We start from the raw sequence: 24156 nt of genomic DNA, 5'->3' as shown, positions 1-24156 counted from the left end.
CCGCCCCTGTCCCTGGCACGCGTCAGCGTCGGCGGACCCGAGCCACGGAAGGAGCACCCGATGATCCTCGGCCCGTGCATCTGGCCCCCCGGCCTGATCGGCTGACCATCGGCCCCTCCTGGGCCGCCACCGACGGCCAGCGAAGGGGGCCTGCGGCGCGACGACGCCGCAGGCCCGCGTTTCCAGAGCACCACGACACGACGATTCACCATGGAGGTCCATGTGCCCGCGTTCAAGCAACGGGAGAAAGTACGCTTCGCCAGCGGTGACACCTCGTGTGCCGCCTGGCACTATCCAGGGACCAACGGCGGCTGCGTGATCATGGCCGGCGGAACCTCGGTGACGAAGGAGCCGGCCTCGGACCTGTTCGCCGCGCGGTTCAACGATGCCGGTTTCGCGGTCCTGGCCTTCGATCACCGACGGTTCGGGGAGAGCGGAGGCGCCCCGCGCCAGATCGTCCGCTTCGACGAGCAGGTCGCCGACTGGCACGCCGCGATCGAGTGCGCGACCGGTCTGCCGGACGTCGACCCGGACAGGGTCTCGGTCTGGGGCTTCTCGCTCGCGGGCGGCCACATCTTCCGTGTCGCGGCCGACCACCCGCGACTGGCCTGCGCGATCGCACAGACCCCGCTGGTCGACGGCTCCGCAGTCGCTCCCCACGCGCTGCGCTCCATGACACCCCTCGCGGCGCTACGTCTGTTCGGGCGGGGCGTTGCGGACTCGTTCGGTGGCCTCACCGGACGGCCGCCGCTGCTGGTCCCGACCGCAGGACCGCGCGGCGCGGTCGCCTTGCTCACTACGCCCGATGCCATGGACGGCGACCGGGCCCTCGATCCCGACCGCCGCCACGCGAACTGGGAGCAGACGGTCGCCGCACGGATCGCCCTGCAGATGGGCGGGTACCGGCCCGGCCGCCATGCCTCCCGGATCCGCTGCCCCCTGCTGGTCGTCGTATGCGACCAGGACCAGAGCGTGCTCACCGATCCCGCCGTCCGGGCAGCCCGGAACGCGCCTCAGTCCGAAGTGGTTCACCTGACGGGCCGCCATTACGCCCCGTTCCTCGAGTCGCACGAACAGGCCGTCGCAGCGGAGATCTCCTTCCTGGCGAAGCATCTGGATCCCCGCGATCCCAGGTGAGGCAGAAGCACCCGCTCCATCGACCAGCCACGACTCGAAGCCGACCTGCCGCCCGGTCGTAGCCGCCCAGTACCAGCCCGGGAAGTGACGCTCGCCGCGCGACCGGCGAAACGTGCGTACCGGAACGACATCCTCGAACCGGCCTGTCGCACAGTCCCACAGCGGACGCCGACGACGTTCGTACACCGCGTCCACATACAACAACTCGATGCACGGCCATCCAGGAGCCACCCAGCCGTCCACCGGGTGTTCGCCTCCTGCGGCCAGGAAGCCTTCTTCGAAGGCCACGTCCACGCGCTGCGGGCGCTGGGCGGCATCCCGCGGAGCAAGGTCCGCAACGACAACCTCAAGGCCGCCGTCGTACGAGTGCTGGGGCTCAGCCGGGCCAGAGTGGAGGCCGACCGGTGGATCGCGTTCAAGTCGCACTTCGGCATCGAGAGCCTTTACTGCCAGTCCTTGCCACAGGACGGACATACCGCCCTCGCTGCCTCTTCTGTCATCCGGCGCCAGCACCGGCAGCAGTGCCAGCGGTCGCGATAGCCGACCGCCCGCCGCAGGTCACGCAGTCCCGCTGTTTCTTGCTCATGGAGAGGTCCGCAGGTCACAGAGGCGGCATCGACCGGGCCCGGGCGGAACCGACGGCCTTCGGGACGTCGGCGACGGGCCGGGGCGGAGTCACAGGCCGCTCGACGGGGGTGGTGTCGATCTCGATCAGGTCGTTGGGGGTGCACTCCAGCGCGGTGCACAACGCGGCCAGGGTGGCCATCTTCACCTGCGAGGGCTCCTTGGTGAACAGCGCGGACACTGATGCCGAGGAGAGCTCCAGGCCGGCCTTCTCGGCCAGCAGTTTTCGCAGTTCGGTCCCGGTCCACACCTCCCGCTGGGCGGCGGCCATCCGCAGCCGCCATCGGATCTTCATGCCGTGGTGTCCTTCCCGGTCAGCTCGGCCAGAGTTCCGGCGACCGCCCGCTGATAGGCGTCCTCGATGAACGTCGCGGAGGGCCGGACATAACGCATGGTCGAGCTGACCGTCCAGTGACCGAGCATCTGCTGGATGGCCACCAGGTCGACGTCGTGTTCGTAGTTGTGGGTCGCGCAGGCCCTCCGCAGGGCATGCGGGCTGAACCGTTCCGAGGCCGGCCGCCCGTCGAGCTCCATGAGATAGCGCAGCCGGTTGCGGATCGTTCCGCGATGCAGGGTTCCGTCGGACTCGTCGGCGAACAGCACAGGAGAATCGGGGAACTTGGGGCGCACGTCGTCCAGGAACCATCGCAGCACCAGGTCCAGGCCGTCGATCATGGGCACCCAGCGGGGCCGGGGCCCGGAGGTGTGAGCCCCTTTGCCGAAGCGGACGTGGAGCTTGCCGAACGGGCCGCGGCTGCAGTGCACATCCGGCTTGTCCAGCAGCGATGCCTCCTCCGAGCGGAGGCCGGCGTGATACAGGGTCCGGAACATCGCATAGTCCCGGGCGGCGGGCCCGTACTTCCTCGCGGTCGCGATCCGCTGCTTCATGAAGTCGAAGAACTCCTCTACCCGTTCCGGTGTCGGCGGCGGCACCAGGGCCGGAGACTCGTCGCCGACATGCCGGGAGGCGTTGAACACATCGACCGGGCAAACCAGCCGGACACCGAACGCTGCCTCGATCTCGGCGGCCTTGCGGGCCTGCAGGAACCGGTGGAACCCCTTGAAGATCTGCACATACTCGGGCCGGGTCGACGTCGACCGGCCCTTCACCGCGAGGTCGCCGACCACCCTGTCAATGTCCTCGGGCGTGACTTCCCACGCGGGTCGGCCCAGAGCAGCGAGGGTTCGCTCCAGCAGGCCGATGTCGTTGTCGATGGTCACCGGGCTGAACCCGCGGGCCCGCCAGGAGGCGACGAACGCGTCGACGCATGTGGTCTGAAACTGCCACGGGTCCGTGGTCAGCGGTTCCTGCGGGACGGCCCGCCCGCGATGACCTGGAGTCTGGCCTCGGCCACCAGCGCACCTTGCCCGCACCTGAACGGTCAAGGCAGCACCTTGAAAACCAGGGCGCCACCGCGAGAACCAACGAGGACCTCAGGAGCGGGATACGGCCAGGTGGCAGCGGCAACTCTTGTGAGGGAACAAGTGCCAGCCCCAGATGGCTGATCAAAGACGTTCACCGACCCGCGGCTCTGCGCGGCCATCGTGGACCGGCTCACCTTCAACGCCACCCTGATCGAGACCGGAACGGAGTCCTACCGGCTCGCCCGCACCAAGGCGAACAAGGCCAACGGGCTGAGGTGAACACCTGCCAAGGATCAGGAGCTGAGATGCTCATGCAGCATCTTCAACTCGCCGTCCCGGCGCGCGATGACGTTGGTGCCCCGGCCCTGTCCGGAGCGAGGTTCGCCGTTCACGACACCGGTCCAGGTAAACAGATAGCGACACACCGCGACACCAGCGGTGAGCACAGGCCACTCCAGCTCACACACCTCATACACCTCGTCGAGGATCGTCGCGAACGTCTTCTCGATCGCGGACCGGATCTCCTCGATGCCCCGATGCGAACCGTCCGAGAACCAGTACACGGCGTCCTCGGCAATGAACGGCACGACACGTGAGATGTCATGGCTGTTGTTGGCGCGTTCGTACTCGCCCATGAACGCAGCAAGCTCAATTTCCAGAGATGTCCGATCCGTCATGGGGCCATCATGCCGACACTCTCGCGCGGCCGTCGCTGTTCCCTCGCCGCTTCAGCGGTCCCAAATCAAGCCACCCTCCGGGGCCACCGCACGACGCCCGATCTTCACCAATCATCCGCGAACTGGGGCCAGTTGGAGCCGCCGCGGGTGGAGTCAAAAGGCGCCGCCCTAGCCACCTTGAGCGACGAGCGGGTGCCCTGGGACAGCCGGCGCCGCTGGAGGGGCCGCGTTGTCGTAGCCGTACGCCAAGATGACCAGTCATGGCCATCCACGAAGAGGAACGCCCTGACGCGGCGGACGACGACCTCGAAATCGGGCCTTGGCATGAGTCGGATCTGCTCCGGGATCTGGCCGCCCTGCGGTCGGTCTCCGGTCATGTCCCTGTGTTGGTGTAACCGCGTCGGGGGGAACTTCGGTCCCGAAGCTGAAGATCCTGCGGCTCCTTCTTGGGGAGCCGCAGGATGCGTAGAAGTTGCCGCCTCATCTGCGGCCCGCTGTAGTGCTACAGCACGCTGATGACGGACCAATACTGGTCCGGGTAGGGGCCGTAGGGATATATGTTGATGGGTGCGACGTCGGTTCGGGCTCCAGGGACAGACATGGACCAGCCCTGCATGGTAGCCACTTCTCCGCTGTTGTAGTCGTAGTGACAGAGCTGCGTGTTCGTATTGCCGTTTGCCGCGTTCACGCCGCAATACTGAAGCGTAAAGGCTGTCCCGTAACTGTGAACCGTCGCCGCCCCTCGGTGATGGGTCACCCCGCGTTCCCGGATCAGCCGAAGATGAGTTCGACGTTCTTGTCCACGCAAGACCGCAGGACGGTGACCAGCTCACCGACGTCTTCGATGCGCCGTCGCAGGACGGGGTCGCTGTCATCCGGCAGTCCGTGATCGAGGATTTCTTCCAAACGGGGCAGCATGGCCGCGCATTGAGCGGGCGTGAGGTCGGGGCCGTCGTCATCTGGGTGGTTGAGGAGTGGCTTCAGCATGGTGGAGACGCTGGACCAGTCGCGGTCTCCGCCGAAGCCGCGCATCTCGGCGAGCGCGAACCCCTCGGTCTGGGCCAGCCACTCCCTGAACATCCCGAAGCCGGTGTAGGACCAGGAGACGTCCGAGCTGGTCACGCCGTCGTCCCCCGGGAAAAGCATCAGTCCCATCTCGCCTACTCCCCCTGCCGGATGGTCAGGATCCCGAGGGGCGGGCTGTCGGCAATTGAAATGATCTCCGGATGGCTGGTGGTGTGATCACGGCAGCGGAGACGTCTTGGATAGCCCCGTTCACCGGGCTGAGGCCACGCTGCTTCGGCAAGCTGGCGACCGCGGTGCGTCGCGAAGTCGCCAAGGAGCCGCGGCGTGGACGGCCCTGGGGTCTGTCGCTGGAGGATCGCCTCCTCTTGGTCTCGGCTTACTGGCGCACGAACTTGACCCTGCGGCAACTGGCTCCGCTGTTCGGTGTCTCCAAGTCGGCGGCCTGCCGGATCATCGACGATCTCGGCCCGAGGCTCGCACTTCGGTCGCGAGAGCGATTCCGTAAGGACACCGTGCTCATCGTCGACGGCACCCTGGTGCCCACCAGGGACCGCTCGATCGCAGAGCAGTCGAAGAACTACCGCTATTCCACGGCTCATCAGGTGGTCATCGACGCCGACACCCGCTTGGTCGTCATCGTCGGCCGGCCGCTGCCCGGAAACCGGCACGACTCCCGAGGCTGGGAGGAATCTGGCGTCAAGTGCGCCGTGGGCCACACCATGACCATCGCGGACGGCGGCTACCAGGGCACCGGACTCGTCATCCCGCACCGACGGACGAAGGGTGAGGAACTTCCGGGCCTGGAAGGAGGAACACAACTACTCCCACAAGCGAGTTCGAGCCCGCGTCGAGCGCACTTTCGCCCGTATGAAGAGCTGGAAGATCCTCCGCGACTGCCGTCTCAAAGGCGAGGGCGTCCACCACGCCATGCGCGGAATCGCCCGCCTGCACAACCTCGCGCTCAACGGATAACCGAGAGGCGGGACTAACAAGGCTGTCAGCATCCACATCGACACCAAGATCCATTACGGGACAGTCTTTAGACGATGTAGCGGCGGATTCATGCTGCCCTGCTCTTTGTGGCTGGAGTGGTCGGTGCCGTTCATGCGACTCAGTCCGGGCGCGCTCCTGCCCTCGGTGCCGTTGCCGGCGGCTGTCAGACCGGGACCGCCCACGCGCCGCACGATCGCTACGAGCTCGGTGACCTATGTGGCCACAGCACGGGCGGATCGTCCGGAGCGCCGCCGTGATCCGGGAGCTGTCCAGGTCGACGGCTGACCACGGCAGCCGGAAAGGCCGGCAAGTCGGACTGGCACATTGGGTCGTCGTGACCGATGCCGGGGGTGGTGACCGCAGCCTAGGTTCGGGCTGTCCTCGTCGGTCGCCCGCGGCCCGACGGTCACCCAGCGAAGTGAAAGGCGGCCCGTGCGCCGGCTCACCTACTACATCGGCTGTAGTCTCGACGGCTTCATCGCCGGACCGGACGGGGAGACCGACTCCTCCGGCTTCGACGGTGACTTGAAGGACGCGATCCTCAGCGAGTACCCCGAGACCATCCCCGCCCACGCCCGCGAGGCACTGGGCCTGGCCGACGTGCCCAACAAGGTCTTCGACACGATCCTGATGGGCCGCGCCACCTACGAGCCCGCCCTGCGGATCGGCGTCACCAGCCCCTATCCGCACCTGCAGCAGTACGTCTTCTCCTCCACCCTGCCCCGGACCGACCCCGAGGTGGAGGTGGTGTCGGGGAACCCGGTGGAACTTGTCCGCGGCCTCAAGCGACAGCCAGGCGCGGGCATCTGGCTGTGTGGCGGGGCGAGCCTGGCCGGGCAGTTGTTGGGGGAGATCGACGAACTGTTGCTGAAGCGCTACCCGGTGGTGTCCGGCAGTGGCATCCCGTTGTTTCGCGCCCCCTTCGCCCCCGCCGACTGGCTGCTCAGCGACACCCGGGTCTTCCGCACCGGCACCACCCTGACCAGCTACGTCCGACACTAGGAGCACCGATGCTGTTTCGACCCACGACCCGGGCCGAGGCCGACCGCGTCGCCGCGGTAACGGTCACCGAACCCGTCGGCTGGATCGACGCCGACCGCTACCGGGATGAGCTCGGGCAGGGTATGTACCGGCCGGAGTGGACCTGGATCGCCGAGGACGGGGACGGCCGGCTGCTGGCCCGCGCCCTGTGGTGGGGCCGGGCGGACAGCGCCCACCCGGTCGCCCTGGACTGCCTGCACGTCGAGCCCGGGGCGGGCGACCGGGCTCGGGTGGCGACCGGGCTGCTCACCGCCGGGCTGCAGGCGTTCGCCGCAGCGGGCGCGCCGAAGCCGCCGCTGTACAACCTGACGCTGCCGGTCGGTTGGCGCGACGATGCGGTGGCGGCGGACGCGGTGGCCTGGCGCCGGAGCGCCGCGCGGGCCGCCGGCCTCAGCCACGAAGTGGAGCGGCTACGGGTGGAGTGGGCCGTCGGCGATGCGCTGCCGGGGGGTGGGAGCCGACTCACCTTCGCCCCCGCATCGGACGAGGAGTTCCTCGGGATGTTCCGGAGGATCGCGGTCGGCAGCCTGGACGACGAGACCCGCCGCAATGTCGCAGCGATGGGCGTCGAAGCGGCCGCCCGGGAGGAGCTGGAGTTCTACCTCGGTTGCCCGGGCGAACGGGAGTGGTGGCGGCTGGCGTACGGCCCCGACGGGCGGCTCGTCGGGCTGGCGATCCCCTCCGCGACGCCGTACGCCCGGAACGTCGGATTCCTCGGCGTGCTGCCCGAGTTCCGAGGCCGCGGCTATGTGGACGACCTGCTGGCCGAGGTCACCCGGAGCCATGCGCAGGCGGGCGCCGAACTGATCACCGCCACGACCGACACCGGGAACGCCCCGATGGCGGCGGCCTTCGCCCGGGCCGGCTACCGGACCACGCAGATCCGGATGATCTGGTCGGCGCCGGTGGCAGAGCAGGAGCGAGCGTTGTAGGCGCAGCGGTCGCCGTCCTCGAGTTCGTCCCCGGTCCGTCCCGCCCGGGCCGCGTACAGTGACGATCAACGAGGCCCGGCGGTGGCCGGGTTGGCGAATCCGGGGGGGCGCACGGATGCAGGGACGCGACGAGGAGCTGCGGCGGATCGAGCTGCTGCTCGCCGGCGCCCTGCGTGGCGAGAGCGGCGCCCTGCTGCTGCACGGCGAGGCCGGCATCGGCAAGACCGCGCTCCTCGAGCACGCCGCCGCCCGGGGGGAGGGCCTGCGGGTGCTGCGCGTGGAGGGTATCGAGTCCGAGATGGAGCTGGGCTTCAGCGGGCTGCACCAGCTCTTCCTGCCGGTCCTTGAGGTGCTCGACCGGCTGCCCGCCCCGCAGGCCCAGGCGCTTCGCTCCGTCTTCGGCCTCGTCGACGCGCCGGTGCAGGACCGGCTGACCGTCGCCCTCGCCGCGCTGTCCGTCCTGGCCGAGGCCGCCGCCGACACGCCCCTGCTGTGTCTCGTCGACGACGTTCACTGGCTGGACCGGCCGTCTGTGGATGTGCTGGCTTTTGCCGCCCGCAGGCTGCGCGCCGAGGGCGTTGCGATGCTCTTCGCCGCCCGCGGCGACGCGCCCGGCAGCACCGGGCGGGCGCTGCCCAGGCTCCACGTCACCGGCATCGACCGCACTGCGGCCGCGGCGCTGCTGCCCGGGCTCGCGCCCCATGTCGCCGAGCAGATCATCGATCAGGCGCAAGGCAATCCGCTGGCGCTGCGGGAGCTGTCAGCAGCGCTCACCCCGGCGCAGCGGTCCGGCCAACTGGGGCCGCTGGTCCTGCCGGAGGTGTCGTCGGCGCTGCCGAGTCGGCTGCAGGAGTCGCTCGCCGAGCGGATCCGTCGGCTGCCCGAGGCCACTCGCCGGATCCTCGTGGTGGCCGCCGCGGACGACACCGGGGACTTGGCCGCAGTGCTGGCGGCGTCGGCCCGGTCCGGGGGATCGGTCGACGATCTGGCGCCCGCCGAGCGGGCCGGGCTGCTGGCCGTCTCTGGCACAGGGCTGCGTTTCCGGCATCCGCTGGTTCGGTTCGCCGCCTACCGCAGCGCGCCGCTCGCGGAGCGGATCGCGGCGCATCTGGCGTTGGCGCAGACGCTGGACGGCGCCGGGCACGCGCACCGCCGGGCCTGGCACTTGGCCGCGGCGGCGACCGGCCCGGACGAGCGGGTGGCCACGGAGCTGGAGCAGGTCGCCGAGTGGGCGGGCAGCCGGCAGGCGATGGCGTCGGCCTCCGCTGCCTACGAGCGGGCCGCTCAGCTGACCGCAGAGCCGGCGCTGCGGGCGAGGCGTCTGATCGGCGCGGCGCAGCGGGCCAGCGAGGCCGGACAGGACGAGCGCTGCGGGGCCCTCGCCGACCAGGTGCCGCAGCCGCTGCAGGATCCTGGAATGGCGGCGGACTTCGCCCGGGTGCGGGCCGTGGTCGAGCTCGGCTTCGGCAGCCCGGCGCGGGCCGCCCGGATCCTCGCCGAGGCCGCGGACGCGACCGCCGCGCAGCGCCCCGACAAACTCCCCGTGCTGCTGACGGACGCGCTGCACGCGGCGTTCGCCGCGGGGGACGCGGCGCTGATCGCCCAGATCGCGGCCCGCGCACCCGATCTGCGGGTCCTCGCGGTGCCGGCACAGGTCTTCGCCGACGCGGCGGACACCCGGCACGAGAACGAGGATGCGGGCGCGCACGACGTCCCCACTGACCCCGACGTCCATGGCGCGCGGCGACTGCTCGCCGAGTTGGTGGCCGCCTGCGACCGCGATGAAGTCAGCCTGATGGACCGGCTGATGACCGGGCACTACTGCCATCTGCTCGCCGACCACGCGAGCGCACACCGGGTCGCCTCCGCCGCCGTGGCGCACTGCCGCGACCACGGCGTCGGCGGCTGGCTGCCCACCACGCTGCACCTGCTCGCCCAGGTGGAGCTCGCGCTCGGCCGCCGCGACGACGCCCAGGCGCACGCCGCCGAGGCGCTCCGGCTCGCCGACTACTACGACCTCCACCACCGGGTCGCCCACCTGCGCGCCCTGCTCGCCGTGCTGGCCGCCGCCCGCGGCGAGGAGGACCGCACCCGTGAACTCGCCGACCTGGCCCTGGAGTACACCCGCCCGCGAGGCGTCGGCCGGGGCACCTCCGACGCGCTGTGGGCGCTGGGCCTGCTCGACCTCGGCTCCGGACAGAGCCAGCGGGCGCTGGAGCGGCTGGAGACGGCGCGGGATGAGGCCGGTCACGCGCTGATGGCCCGCCACCTGCTGCCCGACCTGGTCGAGGCAGCCGTGCGGGCCGGCCGCCCGGAGCGGGCGAAGGCGCCCGCGGATGCCTTCGCGGCCTGCGCGGACACCCTCCGGCAGCCGGCGGTCGACGCGCAGCTCCTCCGCTGCCGGGCCCTTGCCGGACCGGATTCCCAGGCCGAGGAGCACTACCTCGCCGCCCTCGACCTGCACTCGGCCGACGACAGCTTCGAGCAGGCCCGCACCGAGCTGCTCTTCGGCGAGTGGCTGCGCAGGCAGCGCCGCATGCTCGACGCGCGCGAGCGGCTGCGCGCCGCGCTGGAGCGCTTCGACCGAGTGGGCGCTCGACCGTGGGCGCGGCGGGCCCAGACAGAGCTGCGGGCGGCGGGCGGGCACCACGACCCAGCGCTCGCCGCGGACTCGCCGATCGCGCGGCTGAGTCCGCAGGAGCGCGAGGTGGTACGGCTCGCCGCGACCGGCGCGACCAACAGGGAGATCGCCACCCAGCTGCTACTGAGCCCGCGCACGGTGGGACACCACCTCTACAGGGCGTTTCCCAAGCTCGGCATCAGCTCCCGCACCCAACTCGCCGACGTGCTTAGTGAGTAGCCGGTGCGGGCAGAAGCTGCGCAGCGCAGCGGAGCGAACGGGACAGGTCGGTGCCGGTCTCCTCGCCCGCCATGGCCGCTGTAACGGCTTCTTGAACACCTGCGCACAATAGAGCAGTACTGCGCCGCCTGGACCCGGTCCGCGCTGGTGAACGTCACCTCGGCAATCTTCGCCACGGGCATGCGCTGCACGGACAGCAGAACCAACTGGGCCCGCCGCCAGATCACCACCGACCCAGTGCCCCGGCGGACGATCCGCAGCCGCCGTCCACCCTCGTCGTCATCGATCTCACGGACCTGCACGCGCTCAGCCACATGATCATTCTGACGGCCCACTACCACCCGGCCCAGCAACCGGGCGACACGCCACGACAGGGCGAACGTTGCCTGACACGGCACCGGATCCGGTAGCGCGGACGGTGCCGTCCGCACGAAGTCCCGCACCCCCTTCCCTGCTGCCCCGGAGCCGTAACCTCTGGGTCCGTGGCCAGGACATGGGCGGAGGCAGGAACAATTCCGGCAGGCGGTGACCCGCTCGCCGGCAGACCGGACGGCGCTTCACCTGTCGCTTCGTGGAAGTCGACGCCGGAGAACGTGGCCTCGCTGAAGTCGACCGTGCCCCCGGAGACCTGCGCCCCGCTGAAGTCGACCGTGCCGTCGAACACAACGCCGATGAAGTCGAAGTCGTGCCCCTGCCAAGAGTGCCGGTGTGCGGTCGCGGACCGTGGGCCCCTTCCAGGTGGACAGCGTCGTACAGGGCTTGGACGAGCGCCCAGAGTTGGCTGCCGCCCGCGGACACGTGCACGCCTTCGCGCGGATGGTCTGCGACCTCGGCGGAAACAGCCTGCCGGCATGGACAGACGCCCTCCACACCGATGACCTGCCCGCCCTGCACGCCTTGGCCGACGGTCTCCAGCGTGATTGCCAGGCTGTCACCACGGGGCTTTCGCTGCCCTGAAGCTGGCACCAAAGCCAGCTCGCGTAGCGCGCGCCGCATCGCGGAGCATCGGCGGAGGCTGTGGAGCCGTCACCGGCTGTAGGGATCCGAAGCGCGGGACACGTCGAGGACTGTCTGGACCTCGCGAAGCTCGGAAGTTCGGCGGCGGACCTGTCGACGCGCCGCCACTGCACCGGTCTACGGGCATCACCGCCGCTTCCCCATCGGGGGCCAGTCCCCGAGGAGCCCCACCTCGGAGATCAGCATGAGCACGTCCTGACGGTCGCCCCCTCAGCTCCCGCACCGGTGACAGCGACTGCCGAGGACAGTGGTCGACGACCCAACGCACCTTCCCCGAGGGCTAGTTGACCCACGGATGAATGTGCTCCACGTCACCCTGCGGCCAGAGGAGAAGTGGCCCCTGCCGCGCCGTTGACCTGGCATGCTCATGCGCACCTACTGACAGGTAATAACCGCCGCGCACTGTCACGAGGACAGCCGCGCCGGCCGACCACGCCCCCTCGTACCCGCTCACCCGAATATCGCCATGGCACCAGCGCCATTCCTTCCCGAAGCACACCCCCTGCCACCGCTCCCGAGGACTCACGCGTGCACAAGTTCAGAGCGCATGCCCTGGTTTCGGCCCTGTCGACGATCACCGTCGCGGCTCTACTGGCCACCGGCTGCTCCGCCCACTCCCCCGCCACCACCGGCGAGGCAGCCGCCCCGACGGCCGAAGCCTCAAAGCCCGGCACCGACGACGAGCGACTCGCGGTCGTCTCCGCTCCCACCGGTGACGTCGCCACCCCGACCGCCGTGGCCGCGGCGAACACGCTCGACCAGGCCCGGGCCAGGAAATCCGCGCTCAAGGTCGCGTCGTACGACAGGAAGAGCGGCCGGGCGGTCATAGCGGCACCGCCCTCCGGCTCGGGCACGGCACCACCGGCAACCCCGTCGACAACGACCGCTTCCTCGCCCACCGCCTCCGGCACTCCCCAGGACGCAGACTCGGGCGGCGCGAATTCCAAGACCGCCGTGGCTGTCGGCGACGTCATAGCCAGCGCCCCCGCCCCCGGCGCCCCCGACGGCGTACTGGCCAAGGTGACCGAGATCGTCGACACCGCGGCGGACGGCAGTGCGACCGTGCAGACGGAACCGGCCAAGCTCAACTCCGTCCTGGGTAAGAGCAAGGCGGACGGTGCGGTGCCCGTCGACCCGTCCGCCTTGAAGGTCGAGCCGCTCGTCGAGGGCGTGAAGGTCTCCTGGGCGAAGACCAAGGATCTCACCTTCGGACCCGAGGGCGCGAAGCTCCCGCTGGGCAGCCTGCGCATCGACGTCGGAACTGCTGTGAAGACCGCCGCAGGTGCCCCCGCCTCGGCCGCCGCCTCGATCGAGGGCTTTGTCCAACTGGCCCCCGAGGTCGCCTTCTCGTACGACGGATCCCGCGCCGCCGCGAGCTCTTCGCCCAGCGGCGCGTTCCTGGGTCTGACCGGCGAGTGGACGTCCCAGTGGCAGCTGAAGGGCCGCGCGGCCGGCACGACAAACGGCAAGCCGATCCGCATCCCCTTCGCCGAACTGCACGCCGACCCCGTGATCCAGGTCGGCCCCGTCCCGATCGTCGTCAATCTCGATCTCGTCTGCTACTTCCGGGTGGACGCCGACGGCCGCGTCACGGTCAACGCCGAACAGCACCTCAAGGGAGACTTCCGCGTAGGCGGCAACTTCACCTGGACCAAGGGCTGGCGCGGCGTCAGCACATCCCACATGACCGGTGAGCCCCTCAAGACGACGGTTACCGCCCTCGGTGACGTCAAGGCCGCCATGGGCGCCGAGGCGACAGTGGGCCTCTACGGCACGGTGGGCGTCACCGCCGACCTCGCCCCCTATCTCCGCGCCGAATCCAACGCGACAGCCGGGGGCTCGGCGGACGGCGCCGGCTCCGCGTCCGGCTCCTGGGCCCTGTACGGCGGAGTCGACCTGAGCGGCACGCTGAATCTGCAGCTCTCCATCTTCGGCACCCCCGTCTTCCAGACACGGATACCTCTGGGCGCCGTGCACAAGGAGTGGCTGCTGACGAAGGGCGAAGTGAGGACGTAGAAGCCCTGGCGGCCAGGACGAGCCGGAGCGGGCCTGCTCAGTAAGCCACGCAGAAGCGCCCCTGATGGCGCGGGGCCTTGTCGGGCTCACTGACGAGAGCGATGGCGTAGTCCGGGCCCGCGACGAAGGAACGGCCGTCGGCGTCCGAGAGGATGGCATCACCGCCGAGGCCGAAGGCGCCCACTCATTCGCCGGGGATGTGGGCGCCGAACTCGGCGGCGGGGCTGAGGTAGCACCAGTCCGAGTCGGCGTCGGCGGGCACGATGGGGCCGACGGTGTGCAGGACGTAGCGGGCGGGCAGCCGGTGACCTGCTGTGATCTTGGCGGTGCCGGTGGGTTCCGGGTGTCCCTGTAGTTCCATGATCGTGTGGCAGTCGTCGCGCAGGGCGGGGCCTGCGGCGCTGTGGATGGCGTTGTCGATGCACGGGTGCATCGGGACGAAGCAGCCGAGCATCGCGCTGTTGGCGGCATTCACGATCGCGCCGGCGGCGAGGGTGGTGATGTCGCCCTGCCACAGCACGGTACGGTCCGCCGCCCGGTAACCGGTGTGCGGACGGGCATCGGCGATCAGCGGCAGGCGGGCCGGGCGCTGATCGTACGGGCGAGACGTTCGCCGCCCAGCAGCGCGTCCAGGGCCTCTGCGGCCCGCTCGGGCAGGGGGCCTGGGGCGCGGACGGTCAGCACGGTGCGCAGCAGAAGCCGGGCACGGGCGTCGTCGGCCGACGCGATGTCCTCGGCGGACAGGCCGAGGCGGCGGGTCGCCGGGTCGTCGGCGAGCAGACTCAGGATCTGGCGGGTCAGGGCGGGCAGTTCGCCGGGGTGGCGGGCGGGGCGAGCGGCCGGGAGGGGGCGTGCAGGGCGATCGCGTCCCGGTAGGCGGGAAGGGACAGGGCGGAAGGCTCGGACATCGCAGGGGGTCAGCCGATCCGGACCGAGAGCATGGAGATCGATCCGCCGCCGTCGTAGCCGTCGACAGGGAAGGCGACCGGCTCGGTGACGCCTTCGTCGTGGCGGCACTGTGCGATCACGTAGAGGAACGGCAGATAGTGCTCGGGGGTGGGGACGGACAGCTGTCCGTCCTGGCCGCACTCCTCGTAGTCGATCAGTTCGTCGACGCGTCCGGCGGGGACGGCCTCGCGGATGCGCTGGTTGAAGCGGACACCCCAGTCGAAGAGTTCGCCGCGGGTCAGGCCCCAGGCATAGGTGTGCAGGTTGTGGACCACGTTGCCCGAACCGAGGATCAGCACACCCTCCTCGCGCAGCGGGCGCAGGCGCTTGGCCAGTTCGTAATGTGCGCGCGGGGTGAGGTTCTCGTCCACGGAGAGCTGGACGACGGGGATGTCGGCCTCGGGGTACATGTGGACCAGGAGCGACCAGGTGCCGTGGTCCAGGCCCCAGCGCTGATCGGAAGCGACGGCCGGCTCGGGGCCGATCAGTTCGGTGACCCGACGGCACAGCTCCGCCGAGCCGGGGGCCGGATAGCGCATCTGGTACAGCGCGGACGGGAAACCGCCGAAGTCGTGAATGGTGCGCGGACGCTCGCCCGCGGTGACCCGGACGCCGGGCACGTACCAGTGGGCCGAGACCGCCAGGATCGCCCGGGGCCGTGGCATGGAGCGGGCCAGCTCCGCCCAGCCACGGGTCCACTCGTTGGACTCGATCGCGTTCATGGGGCTGCCATGGCCGACGAAGACGGCCGGCATGGTGCCGGAGGCGGCGTTCACCAGGACTCCTCGGGTACGGGCCCGGCCCCGTGCACGAGGGTGGACGGGGCCGGGGCCGGGGTGGGATCAGAGCTCTTCGAGCGTGCCGGTGTGCAGTTCGCCCACCCGGCCGTTCTCGGTCTCGTACGTCCAGAAGGCGTGGACGGTGTTGCTGTTCATGTTCATCGCGTGGGTGACGGTCATGCCGGACTTCTCCGTCCAGCCGACCAGGAACACCCCGGGGACGATCTCGGCGGCGTGCAGGTCGACGTCTTCCGAGGAGCCCTTCCCCCACCCGGCCACGGTCTCCCAGTGCAGCTTGGTGCCGTCGGGGGCGTAGGTGTTGTGGAAGACCGTGCCGTTGTCCACGGTGAACCGGAACGTCTTCCCGGCGTAGGTTGCGGTGCTCATGCGGTCCTCCGTGAGGTCAGAACAGTCCGTTGGAGTGCGGCAGCTCGGCCGGGATCGGGGCGATGACGTCCCAGTGCTCGACGATCTTTCCGTCGGCGACCCGGAACAGGTCCCAGTACGCCACCGGTACACCGAACTCGCCCTCGGACTGCAGCAGCACCAGGTCGCCCTCGGCGACCACCTTGTGCACGGTCTTGTAGACGAGGTTCTTGCCCTGCTCGCCCCACTTGGCCGCGGCGGCGCCGAAGCCGTCCAGGCCATCGGCGGCCTCCGGATTGTGCTGGAGGTAGGTTTCGGTGGAGATGTAGTCGGTCAGCACCGAGTAGTCGGCACCCTTGAGAACCTTCTCGGCGAACTCCAGGACCAGCGCGCGGTTAGCCTCCGTCTTGCCCAGGTCACGCGGCTCGCTCTGGCCGTCGGTCTGGGAACGGCCCGAGGCGGTCGGGGAGACCACCGGGGTCAGGGCGTCCCAGTGCTCGGCCAGCTTGCCGTCGGCGTCCACGCGGAACAGATCGAAGGCGACCAGCGGGCCCGGACCGAAACCGTGGTACGTGCCGTGCAGGGCCACCAGATCGCCGTCGGCGATCACCCGGGCGCCCTCGTAGCGGAAGCCCTCGGGCAGTCCGGCCACCAGCTGACGCAGGGCCTCGGGGCCGTCGGCGGCCAGAGTGCTGTGCTGGGTGTAGTCGGCGGCGACCCAGCGGTCGACTGCGGTGGGGTCCTTCTTGCCGAACAGTTCGCCGGCGGCCGTCAGGACGGTGTTCTTGGCGTCGCTCATGACAATTCTCCTTCTGGAGGAGGGGGTTGGGGTGGAAGTGGGTCGGGGTGGGTGGAAGAGGGTCGGGGGAACGCTCCGGCGAGGCACTGGTCGAGCGCTGCGGTCAGTGATGCGGCGGTGGATGCCGCACCGCCCAGCCGGCCCGCGCCGTGCGCGGTGTGCAGCAGGAGGGTCGGGTAGGTGGTCACGTGCAGGCGACGCAGCGCGCGGAAGTCGGCGCGGGCCTGCTCCCAGGGCTCCGGCGAGGCGTACGCCGCCGTCACCGAGGACGCGTCCAGGCCCAGACCGGCGGCGATGTCGTGGTAGACCTCGGGATCGGCGAGGCTGCGGCCGTCGACGAACCACGCCTGCTGTACGGCCTCGGCCGCATCCAGGTGCTCTACGCCGACCTCGTCGGCCTGGCCGTACAGCAGCGCCAGGCCGGCGGCCGCCGCGGTGGAGTCCGCGACCGTCGTTCCGTCAGTCAGCGCCCGCGAGAATCCGGCTCCGAAGCCGACTCCGGTCAGCCGCGTGACCCGCTCGCACTCCTCGGCCATCCGAGGGTGGGCCGAGACCGGCCGAGCCCGGGCGCCGGTGGACAGGCCGGCCGACCGGATGTGCAGCCGGATGCGGTGGGCGTTGTCCTGGGCGAAGGACCGCAGGGTCGGGCCGAAGCCGTAACACCAGGGGCAGTACGCGTCGAAGGCATACGTCAGCCGGACGCACTCTGTTGCAGCCATCGCACGCCTCCTCCCCTACGGCTCTTACGCTTTTCCGACACTCGGCGTGGTGCCGTGTGAAGCGATACCTCCAAGCTATGAGGCAGAACCGAGGGAAGTTGGATACGCTGGTGACACATGATGGCCAAAAAGCGACATGATGCTCGCGTGGATGCCAGGGCGGAGATCCGAGAGATCGCCTTCACCGCGCCCGCCGGCACGCCTGCGGGGGTCGAGGTCCTGTCCCTGGCCGATCTGCGCCACCGGGCCACCTCGGCCCAGCTCTCGACACCGCACCGGCCGGACTTCCACCACCTGCTCACGCTCACCGGCGGCACCCTGTGGCACACCGTGGACTTCACCGGCTACGCCCTCGAACCGGGATCCTGGCTCTGGGTCCGCCCCGGCCAGGTCCACCAGTGGGGCGACCTCACCGCCGCCGAGGGAACCCTGATCCTGTTCCGCCCGGACTTCCTCGACGCGGCCACGGCCGACGCCGCCCGCACACAGGACCCGCACGCCCCGGTCCTGCGCCTCCCCCTGCCCGACGACGCCACGGCCCTGCGCCTCGCCGCCGAGCACCTCGGCATCGAGTTCCGCGCACTCGGACACCTGCCCCTGGACGTCCACACCGCAGCCCTGCGCCACCTGCTGGCCGTCCTCGTGCTGCGCCTGACCCACCTGACCACGCCCGCCGGCTCGCCCACCCCCGAACCCGACCCCACCTACCTGCGCTTCCGCGACGCCGTCGAACGGGACTTCGCCCGCACGCGCCGCGTGGAGGACTACGCCCAGACCCTCGGCTACTCGCCCCGCACACTCTCCCGCGCCACCCTCACCGCCGCGGGGCTCGGCGCCAAGGAGTTCATCGACCGCCGCGTGATCCTGGAGGCCAAGCGCCTTTTGGCCCACGGCGACCAGAGCGCCGCCCGCATCGCCGACCGCCTCGGCTTCCCCAGCCCGACGCACTTCAGCAAGTTCTTCCACCGGGGCACCGGGCAGACCCCCATCGCCTTCCGCGACACGGTCCGCGGACACTCCGCGCGGTGAACGGCACGCTCTCCGGATTCAGGAAATCCTGAACTAGTGGGCCTGTGGTCGGCGGCCGTGGGTTCCGATGCGGGTGACACTCGTGGCGGCTTCGAGTTGCTCCTTCAGGCGCTGGTTGTCCAGGGTGACCTGCTGGATGCGGGCGGCGGCCAGAGTGAGGTGGGCGGTCAGCTCCCTGTTCCGCCGCTTCAGCTTGGCGTTGCGGGCAACGAGCAGGTCGTAGCGGCTGGGTGGAGTGACGGCTGTGGGTGTGCTGGTGCGGGCGGCTTCGGCGATGTCCCGGGCGATGTCGGGGAAGTGTCGGCGGAAGGTGGTGTTACTCAGCCCCAACTCGCTCTGCAGCGCCACACCTGGCAGGCACTGGTCGCCTCCACCCGCTACAGCGACACCACCCCGCTGAGTGCCGCCGCCCTCGGCTCCGCGACCGAGGACTTCCTCGACCATGCCTGGCGCCGGTTCCTCGTCGTCGTCGACCACGCCCCGACGCTGATCGACCGGTGCCGCCCTGCCAGCAGCCCGTGGCCCGACGACACCACGGCGCTGTCCTGGACGATCCCGTCACACGGGCTCACGGTGAAGCCCTCACGGCCCCGCCGCCTGCCGACCCGGTCGTTCCACACCACCAGGCATCCCCCTCAGGAGCCCCTTATGAGCCAAGCCGTGCATGACACAAGCCCAGGGCTGGGTGAACCCCAGGGTCCGCGTGGGCAACTCAAAGCACGCGGGTGCGTCACTCCGGGGAAACATGGGGCTTCTACGCTGATTGAACCGGTTGGTTCAATCAGGCTTGGTTCCGCTGGCTTCAGGAGGCGCTGTGTCGGACGTCAGCACCGCAAGTTTCATCCCGCGCAAAGTAACCGGCCCGCAGGAGGCGGCAGAGGTGCTCGCCGCCGAGGGCGCGGCCATGGTGACCGGGCTGGCGGACGAGGAGAAGGCGGTCGCGATGGCCCGCGCGATCATGGGGGACCGGGCCGTGCGTTGCGGCACCCAGTTCGAGGCGACCAAGGAGAGCGCCCGGGTCGAGGCGATGAAGATGAAGGCGCAGCCCTCCGACAGGCGCGGCCGCAAACGCGACGCCAACGGCTCGGCCGAGGAGCGGATGGTCGCCCACAACGACGGCTTCGCTTTCGGTGACTACGCCCCCGACCATCTGTTCCTGTGGTGCGAGCGGCCCGCGGCCAGCGGCGGCGACTCTTTCCTGATCGACACCTCCCGGCTGCTGGACCTGCTGGCCGCCGACCCCGCCAGCGCCGCACTCGCCGACTTCTGCCGCACTGTCGACATCGACCACTCCGAGCCCAACTACCCGCAGCGCGGCTTTTCGCCGATCGTCCGGCGGACCCCGTCGGGCCGCTTCCAGGGCCGTAACCATCCCTATCTCGCGCCGGTCGAGGGCCCGTTGGAGCCGGAGCACTGGACGTATGTGCGCGCCTGGCAGGACGCGGTCGTCGCGGCCCGTGACAGCGGGCCGATGTTCCGGGTGGGGCCGGGTGAGATGATCTGCATCGACAACTACCGGGTGCTGCACGGCAGGGACGGGTACAGCGACCCGCTGCGCAGGGTCTGTTCGATCTGGGGCTGGAGCCAGGACGCGGTCGCGGTTCCGGACGGCCCGCTGGACATTGTCGTCCCACGAATCCCGATGGCATCGTGAAAACTCCGTCATTCCAGGGAGATGTGACGGGATATCAGGATTCAGATATCAGGATCCAGGAGCGGCGGCGGCCGTCGCCGCCCGCCGGGCGATCGACTCGGCGGCGGACGCGATCACGCGATCGGTCCCGGCCCGGTCGCCCGAGGTGATCAGGTCCAGCTGCAGGCCGCGCCACAACGCGACCAGTTCCCGGGCCAGATCGTCCGCGGTGGCCTTCGGCACGCCGCCGCCCAGCGAGGCCGCGAGTTGTTCGCGCCACTCTCTGCCCACCGACCCCAGGAAGCTGTCGAACCGCCCGCGTTGATGCGCGGCCAGGCCCAGTACCTCGAAGAACGTCCGGTGGAACGGCAGGTTCTCGGCTGCCGCCACCGCGTCCCAGGCCGCGGTGATCCGCTCGCGCAGCGGGCGCAGCTGGTCGTCCATGATGACGAACGCCTCGCTGAGAATCGGGAAGCGCCCGCTCGCCTCGGCCAGCGCGGCCGTGATCAGCTCCTCCTTGGAGCCGAAGTAGTACAGCAGCATGCGATTGTTGGTGCCGATCGCGCTGCCGAGCTTGCGCAGGGTCAAGTCCGCGACGCCGTGCTCCAGGACGTAGTCCGCGGTCAGCCTCAGCAGGCGATCACGTTCGGACAGGGCCGGGGTATCGGACATGGCCGGCACATTACCCGCAGCTCAATGGACGTAACCAAGCGGCTCGGGGCCGACGGGACACTCACGGACACGGCGGCCTTCAGCAGCACCTCGGCTCGCAGCCGGGGATTGACCACACACGCCGGCTCCGCCTCACCGACTTCACCGCCCCCCGGTGCCCTCCTGGCCACAGAGGCACTGAGCACTCCATTCCCTGCCTCGGTTCCGCGGGCGCTCGCTTCGGCGCCCCGGGCCAAAACCGGGCATGGAATTCGTAAGTAACAAATACGGAATGACTGGGCAATCTCTGTGCGTCAGTCTCGGCTTGGTCGTCCGGCGGCAGACAGTCGGCACTGAGCACGGAGGGATGCGCGATGAGCTTTGTCAGCGCGTGCAGCACGGACCTCCGGTGCCGTGCCCACCAGTCGGCCTGGACGCGCGGACGCGTGGCGCACGGTTCACATCCGGAGTCCGAGGGCTCTCACCACTGACCTCGTACCGATGACCGCACCCGGTGCCCTGCCCGGCCTGCGGTTCCACGGTGCCTCCACCCCGGGATCGGCTTGTCACCGCACTCTTTCGCCTCGCATGTGCCCCACGCCGCCGTACTGGCGTGCGCGCTTCACAGGTGTCTGTCCGGCCGTTCCCAGCCGCGCCACGCAGAAGGATTCCGCATGACCACTGCTCCACCCCGGCCTGCCCTGCCCCGCGACTGCACGTTCGATGCCGACGACTGGGCGATCCTCGCCCAGCACTGGTACCCGGTCGCCCTGTCGAGCGAGATCGGCGACGCGCCGGCCGCCGTGCGCCTGCTCGACGAGACCCTGGTGGCCTATCGGGTGGGCGGCAGCGTGGTCGTGGCCCACGACATCTGTCCGCACCGAGGGGTGCCGCTGAGCCTCGGCCGCGGCGACGGGAACGGCATCACCTGCGCGTATCACGGACTGCGCTTCGGCGACGGCGGACGGTGCGTGCAGGTGCCGGCCCATCCGGAGTCGAAGATCCCGCCCCGGCTGAACCTGCGGACCTACCCCGTCGTCGAGCGGTACGGGCTGGTGTGGACCTGCCTGCGCCCCGAGCCCGGCACGGCCCCGGTGATCCCGGCCATGGCCCACTGGGACGAGGCGGGCTTCCAGCAGATCAACTGCCCCTGGATCGACATCGCCGCGTTCGCCGGCCGCCAGGTCGAGGGCTTCCTCGACGTCGCGCACTTCGGCTTCGTCCACCTCGACTCCTTCGGCGACCCCGACAACACCGAGGTCCCCGACTACACCCCGGTACGCCACCAGTACGGCCACTCCGTCGACTACTGGAGCACCGTCGGCAACTACCCGCACGGCACCAAGCAGGCCCCGCCCGGCTTCCGGTGGCTGCGCCACTTCGACGTGCACCTGCCGTTCACGGCCACGCTCGTCGTGCACTTCCCCGATGGCGGGCTGCTCAACATCATGAACGCCGCCTCCCCCGTCTCCGCCCGCCAGACCCGCATGTTCGCGCCCATTGCCCGCAACTTCGACACCGACCAGCCAGTCCAGGCCGTATACGACTTCAACCGCACGGTCTTCGAGGAGGACCGCGCCGTCGTCGAGGTCCAGAAACCCGAGAACCTCCCCCTCGACCCGAGACTCGAAGTGAACATCCCCGCCGACCGCAGCTCCGTCGCCTACCGCCGCGGACTGCGCGACCTGGGCCTGAGCCACTTCTTCACCGCGTAAGGGCCCACCGTGCAGACACTCGACGTCATCGTCCCCACGATCTCCCTCGCCTCCGGCACCAGCCGCAGTCACGAACTCCGGGCGGCGGACGGCGGGGCCCTGCCGTCCTTCGAGGCCGGCGCCCCCATCGACGTCCATGTCGGGTCCTCCCCCGTCCGTCAGCACGCCCTGTGCAACTCCCCCAGGGATAAAGGCCGTTACCTGACATGCGTACGGCGTGACGATGCCGGCCGCGGTGGCTCCCGCACCCTGCACCGTGACCTCACCGTGGGCCGACGGCTACGGATCTCGCCCCCGCGCAACCACTTACCGCTCGTGGCGTCCGGGCATCACGTGCTCGCCGCGGGCGGTATCGGCAGCACTCCCCTGCTGTCGATGGCCGAAGCCCCGGCCGAGGTCCCCACCGCCCACGGCGTCGAGGTCGACCTCTCCTGCGAGCAGGGCATCTACGGCGCCTGCCCGACCCCCGTCCTGGCCGGCGAACCCGACCACCGCGACGAGGTCCAGACCCCGGCCGAGCGCGCGGCGGGCGACCGGATCACCATCTGCAGCTCCCGCGCCCGCACCCCCGAACTCCTCCTCGACCTCTGACCCGGGATCCCTGATCCCGGGCCGCCGCTCGACCGGAGACCGGCCCGGCATGGTCCGGGCCTCGCCCCATCAATGTTCCTCATGTCCACCAGGAGCCGGTGCCGACCCGGCCAGTGAAAGGAAAGCGCGCCATGACCACTGGTACGAACAGTGACGACAGAGCGTTCGCCGCCACCGACCGCCGTCTCTTCCTCAGGCGAGGACTGCAGCTGGGCGGTGCCGTACTGCTCGGCGGTCCGCTGCTCGCCGCGTGCGGCAGTTCCGACTCGTCGTCCTCGGCCTCCTCCTCCAAGTCCTCCGGTTCCAAGAGTTTCGGTGAGCTGACGCTCCGGCTGTCGTGGATCAAGAACGTCGAGTTCGCGGGCAGCTACATCGCGGACAGCAAGGGCTACTACACGGCCGAGGGCTTCTCGAAGGTCACGCTGATCGGCGGCGGCCCGTCCGCGACGCCGATGGAGACGGACGTCGTCACCAAGAAGGCGCTCGTGGCGATCAGCGCCCCCGACATCACCGGCGCGGCCGTCGCCAAGGGCGCACCGCTGAAGATCATCGGTGCGCAGTACCAGAAGAACCCGTTCTGCATCATGTCGATGGCCAAGGCCCCGATCACCAAGCCGCAGGACATGTACGGCAAGAAGATCGGAGTCCAGGCCGGCAACGAGTCCGTATGGGCGGCGTACATCAAGGCGACCGGGCTCGACGAGTCGAAGATCACGAAGGTACCGGTGCAGTTCGACCCGCTGCCCCTGACCCAGGGCACCGTGGACGGCTGGTTCTCCTTCGTGACGAACGAGCCGAACGATCTGCGTCTGAAAGGCTTCAAGGTCGCCACGATGCTGCTCGCCGACACCGGCTATCCGCTGGTCTCGGAGACGTACTGCGTCCGCCAGGACACCATCGACAAGCAGCGTGACCTGCTCAAGGCGTTCCTGCGTGCGGAGATCAAGGGCTGGAAGGCGAACATCGCCGACCCGGCGCTCGGCGCGAAGCTCGCAGCCGAGACGTACGGCAAGGGGCTCGGGCTGACGACCAAGGAGCAGACCCTTGAGTCCAAGGGCGAGAGCGAGCTGATGGTGAGCGCCGACACCAAGAAGAACGGCCTGTTCACGGTCACGCAGACGCTGATCGACGAGAACATCAAGACGCTCAAGTACGGCGGCCTCGACATCACCGCCGACAAGCTCTTCGACCTCTCGATCCTCGAAGAGGTCTACAAGGAAGACCCCAGCCTCATATAA

The 24156-nt window shown here is 69.9% G+C and carries 25 protein-coding genes and 4 pseudogenes; 15 read left to right on the top strand and 14 right to left on the bottom strand.

The window, feature by feature from the left end:
- Window positions 1–222: 222 nt before the first annotated feature.
- Window positions 223–1137, top strand: coding sequence for an alpha/beta hydrolase (locus tag ACFY1U_RS34015; RefSeq protein ID WP_390697988.1), 915 nt, complete (start codon window positions 223–225; stop codon window positions 1135–1137).
- Between the two features lie 246 nt (window positions 1138–1383).
- On the top strand, window positions 1384–1677 hold the full coding sequence (locus ACFY1U_RS34010; RefSeq protein ID WP_390697987.1) for a hypothetical protein: 294 nt from the start codon (window positions 1384–1386) through the stop codon (window positions 1675–1677).
- 61 nt (window positions 1678–1738) lie between these two features.
- Here ACFY1U_RS34010 and ACFY1U_RS34005 read toward each other — a convergent pair whose 3' ends face one another.
- A complete protein-coding gene (locus ACFY1U_RS34005) occupies window positions 1739–2056 on the bottom strand; it encodes a helix-turn-helix domain-containing protein (RefSeq protein ID WP_390697986.1) in 318 nt (105 codons plus the stop codon).
- A complete protein-coding gene (locus ACFY1U_RS34000; protein WP_390697985.1) occupies window positions 2053–2982 on the bottom strand; it encodes a tyrosine-type recombinase/integrase in 930 nt (309 codons plus the stop codon). The genes ACFY1U_RS34005 and ACFY1U_RS34000 overlap by 4 nt, the downstream gene beginning before the upstream one ends.
- Before the next feature lie 285 nt (window positions 2983–3267).
- Between ACFY1U_RS34000 and ACFY1U_RS33995 the strand changes: the two are divergent.
- Window positions 3268–3405, top strand: a pseudogene (locus ACFY1U_RS33995) (ATP-binding protein); the annotation flags it as partial.
- 14 nt (window positions 3406–3419) lie between these two features.
- Here ACFY1U_RS33995 and ACFY1U_RS33990 read toward each other — a convergent pair.
- Both ACFY1U_RS33990 and ACFY1U_RS33985 read right to left on the bottom strand, forming a co-directional pair.
- Window positions 3420–3803, bottom strand: coding sequence for a YybH family protein (locus ACFY1U_RS33990; RefSeq protein ID WP_390697984.1), 384 nt, complete (start codon window positions 3801–3803; stop codon window positions 3420–3422).
- A 771-nt stretch (window positions 3804–4574) separates the two neighbouring features.
- Window positions 4575–4958, bottom strand: coding sequence for a hypothetical protein (locus ACFY1U_RS33985; RefSeq protein ID WP_390697983.1), 384 nt, complete (start codon window positions 4956–4958; stop codon window positions 4575–4577).
- A gap of 71 nt (window positions 4959–5029) precedes the next feature.
- On the opposite strand from ACFY1U_RS33985, the pseudogene ACFY1U_RS33980 reads away from it, so the two are divergent.
- From ACFY1U_RS33980 to ACFY1U_RS33960, 5 genes and pseudogenes are all read left to right on the top strand, one after another.
- Window positions 5030–5722 (top strand): annotated as a pseudogene (locus ACFY1U_RS33980) (transposase family protein); the annotation flags it as partial.
- Window positions 5655–5801: pseudogene (locus ACFY1U_RS33975) on the top strand (transposase); the annotation flags it as partial. The pseudogenes ACFY1U_RS33980 and ACFY1U_RS33975, both read left to right, overlap by 68 nt.
- Window positions 5802–6254: 453 nt before the next feature.
- Window positions 6255–6824 (top strand): dihydrofolate reductase family protein, encoded by a 570-nt coding sequence (locus ACFY1U_RS33970; protein ID WP_390697982.1) that lies wholly within the window; start codon window positions 6255–6257, stop codon window positions 6822–6824.
- A gap of 8 nt (window positions 6825–6832) precedes the next feature.
- Window positions 6833–7795 (top strand): GNAT family N-acetyltransferase, encoded by a 963-nt coding sequence (locus tag ACFY1U_RS33965; RefSeq protein ID WP_390697981.1) that lies wholly within the window; start codon window positions 6833–6835, stop codon window positions 7793–7795.
- Between the two features lie 115 nt (window positions 7796–7910).
- Entirely contained in the window at window positions 7911–10655 is a 2745-nt protein-coding gene (locus ACFY1U_RS33960) for an AAA family ATPase (protein ID WP_390697980.1), read from the top strand.
- Window positions 10656–10783: 128 nt separating this feature from the next.
- On the opposite strand, the pseudogene ACFY1U_RS33955 reads toward ACFY1U_RS33960, so the two are convergent.
- Window positions 10784–10969: pseudogene (locus tag ACFY1U_RS33955) on the bottom strand (hypothetical protein); the annotation flags it as partial.
- Window positions 10970–10989: 20 nt separating this feature from the next.
- Window positions 10990–11328: a pentapeptide repeat-containing protein gene (locus ACFY1U_RS33950; RefSeq protein WP_390698066.1), complete on the bottom strand. Its 339-nt coding sequence runs from the start codon at window positions 11326–11328 to the stop codon at window positions 10990–10992.
- Between the two features lie 35 nt (window positions 11329–11363).
- Between ACFY1U_RS33950 and ACFY1U_RS33945 the strand changes: the two genes are divergently transcribed.
- Together ACFY1U_RS33945 and ACFY1U_RS33940 are read left to right on the top strand one after the other, a co-directional pair.
- Window positions 11364–11612: a hypothetical protein gene (locus ACFY1U_RS33945; RefSeq protein WP_390698077.1), complete on the top strand. Its 249-nt coding sequence runs from the start codon at window positions 11364–11366 to the stop codon at window positions 11610–11612.
- A 588-nt stretch (window positions 11613–12200) separates the two neighbouring features.
- Window positions 12201–13688, top strand: coding sequence for a hypothetical protein (locus ACFY1U_RS33940; protein WP_390697979.1), 1488 nt, complete (start codon window positions 12201–12203; stop codon window positions 13686–13688).
- A 184-nt stretch (window positions 13689–13872) separates the two neighbouring features.
- Here the strand turns inward: ACFY1U_RS33940 and ACFY1U_RS33935 are convergent, their stop codons facing one another.
- The 5 genes from ACFY1U_RS33935 to ACFY1U_RS33915 form a co-directional block, all read right to left on the bottom strand.
- Window positions 13873–14208 carry a macro domain-containing protein gene (locus ACFY1U_RS33935; RefSeq protein ID WP_390697978.1) on the bottom strand — a complete coding sequence of 112 codons (336 nt, stop codon included), beginning with the start codon at window positions 14206–14208 and terminating at the stop codon, window positions 13873–13875.
- Window positions 14209–14605: 397 nt separating this feature from the next.
- Window positions 14606–15412, bottom strand: a complete 807-nt coding sequence (gene ygiD / locus ACFY1U_RS33930; protein WP_390697977.1) for a 4,5-DOPA dioxygenase extradiol — start codon at window positions 15410–15412, stop codon at window positions 14606–14608.
- Window positions 15413–15478: 66 nt separating this feature from the next.
- Window positions 15479–15802: a MoaF N-terminal domain-containing protein gene (locus tag ACFY1U_RS33925; RefSeq protein ID WP_390697976.1), complete on the bottom strand. Its 324-nt coding sequence runs from the start codon at window positions 15800–15802 to the stop codon at window positions 15479–15481.
- 16 nt (window positions 15803–15818) lie between these two features.
- The gene (locus tag ACFY1U_RS33920) at window positions 15819–16580 is read right to left on the bottom strand and encodes a nuclear transport factor 2 family protein (protein ID WP_390697975.1); all 762 of its coding nucleotides are present in this window, start codon (window positions 16578–16580) and stop codon (window positions 15819–15821) included.
- Entirely contained in the window at window positions 16577–17299 is a 723-nt protein-coding gene (locus tag ACFY1U_RS33915) for a DsbA family protein (RefSeq protein ID WP_390697974.1), read from the bottom strand. Before ACFY1U_RS33915 ends, ACFY1U_RS33920 begins: the two co-directional genes overlap by 4 nt.
- A 120-nt stretch (window positions 17300–17419) precedes the next feature.
- Here ACFY1U_RS33915 and ACFY1U_RS33910 point away from each other — a divergent pair, with 120 nt between their 5' ends.
- Entirely contained in the window at window positions 17420–18328 is a 909-nt protein-coding gene (locus ACFY1U_RS33910) for a helix-turn-helix domain-containing protein (protein WP_390698065.1), read from the top strand.
- A gap of 33 nt (window positions 18329–18361) precedes the next feature.
- Here ACFY1U_RS33910 and ACFY1U_RS33905 read toward each other — a convergent pair whose 3' ends face one another.
- Complete coding sequence (locus ACFY1U_RS33905) at window positions 18362–18676, bottom strand: hypothetical protein (protein WP_390697973.1); 315 nt, start codon at window positions 18674–18676, stop codon at window positions 18362–18364.
- A 29-nt stretch (window positions 18677–18705) separates the two neighbouring features.
- Window positions 18706–18951 (bottom strand): hypothetical protein, encoded by a 246-nt coding sequence (locus ACFY1U_RS33900; RefSeq protein WP_390697972.1) that lies wholly within the window; start codon window positions 18949–18951, stop codon window positions 18706–18708.
- Window positions 18952–19142: 191 nt separating this feature from the next.
- On the opposite strand from ACFY1U_RS33900, the gene ACFY1U_RS33895 reads away from it, so the two are divergent.
- A complete protein-coding gene (locus ACFY1U_RS33895) occupies window positions 19143–19982 on the top strand; it encodes a TauD/TfdA family dioxygenase (protein WP_390697971.1) in 840 nt (279 codons plus the stop codon).
- 48 nt (window positions 19983–20030) lie between these two features.
- Here the strand turns inward: ACFY1U_RS33895 and ACFY1U_RS33890 are convergent, their stop codons facing one another.
- Window positions 20031–20633, bottom strand: a complete 603-nt coding sequence (locus ACFY1U_RS33890; RefSeq protein ID WP_390697970.1) for a TetR/AcrR family transcriptional regulator — start codon at window positions 20631–20633, stop codon at window positions 20031–20033.
- Between the two features lie 653 nt (window positions 20634–21286).
- On the opposite strand from ACFY1U_RS33890, the gene ACFY1U_RS33885 reads away from it, so the two are divergent.
- The 3 genes from ACFY1U_RS33885 to ACFY1U_RS33875 all read left to right on the top strand — a co-directional run bounded on the left by ACFY1U_RS33885 (window position 21287) and on the right by ACFY1U_RS33875 (window position 24156).
- A complete protein-coding gene (locus ACFY1U_RS33885; protein WP_390697969.1) occupies window positions 21287–22327 on the top strand; it encodes a Rieske 2Fe-2S domain-containing protein in 1041 nt (346 codons plus the stop codon).
- Window positions 22328–22336: 9 nt separating this feature from the next.
- Complete coding sequence (locus ACFY1U_RS33880; protein WP_390697968.1) at window positions 22337–22918, top strand: flavin reductase family protein; 582 nt, start codon at window positions 22337–22339, stop codon at window positions 22916–22918.
- Window positions 22919–23049: 131 nt separating this feature from the next.
- The gene (locus ACFY1U_RS33875) at window positions 23050–24156 is read left to right on the top strand and encodes an ABC transporter substrate-binding protein (RefSeq protein ID WP_390697967.1); all 1107 of its coding nucleotides are present in this window, start codon (window positions 23050–23052) and stop codon (window positions 24154–24156) included.

It is taken from the genome of Streptomyces sp. NPDC001351, from assembly GCF_042896045.1.
Lineage (GTDB): Bacteria > Actinomycetota > Actinomycetes > Streptomycetales > Streptomycetaceae > Streptomyces.
Note: the sequence above shows the minus strand (reverse complement) of the source record. Positions and strands in the feature narration are given on the sequence as shown.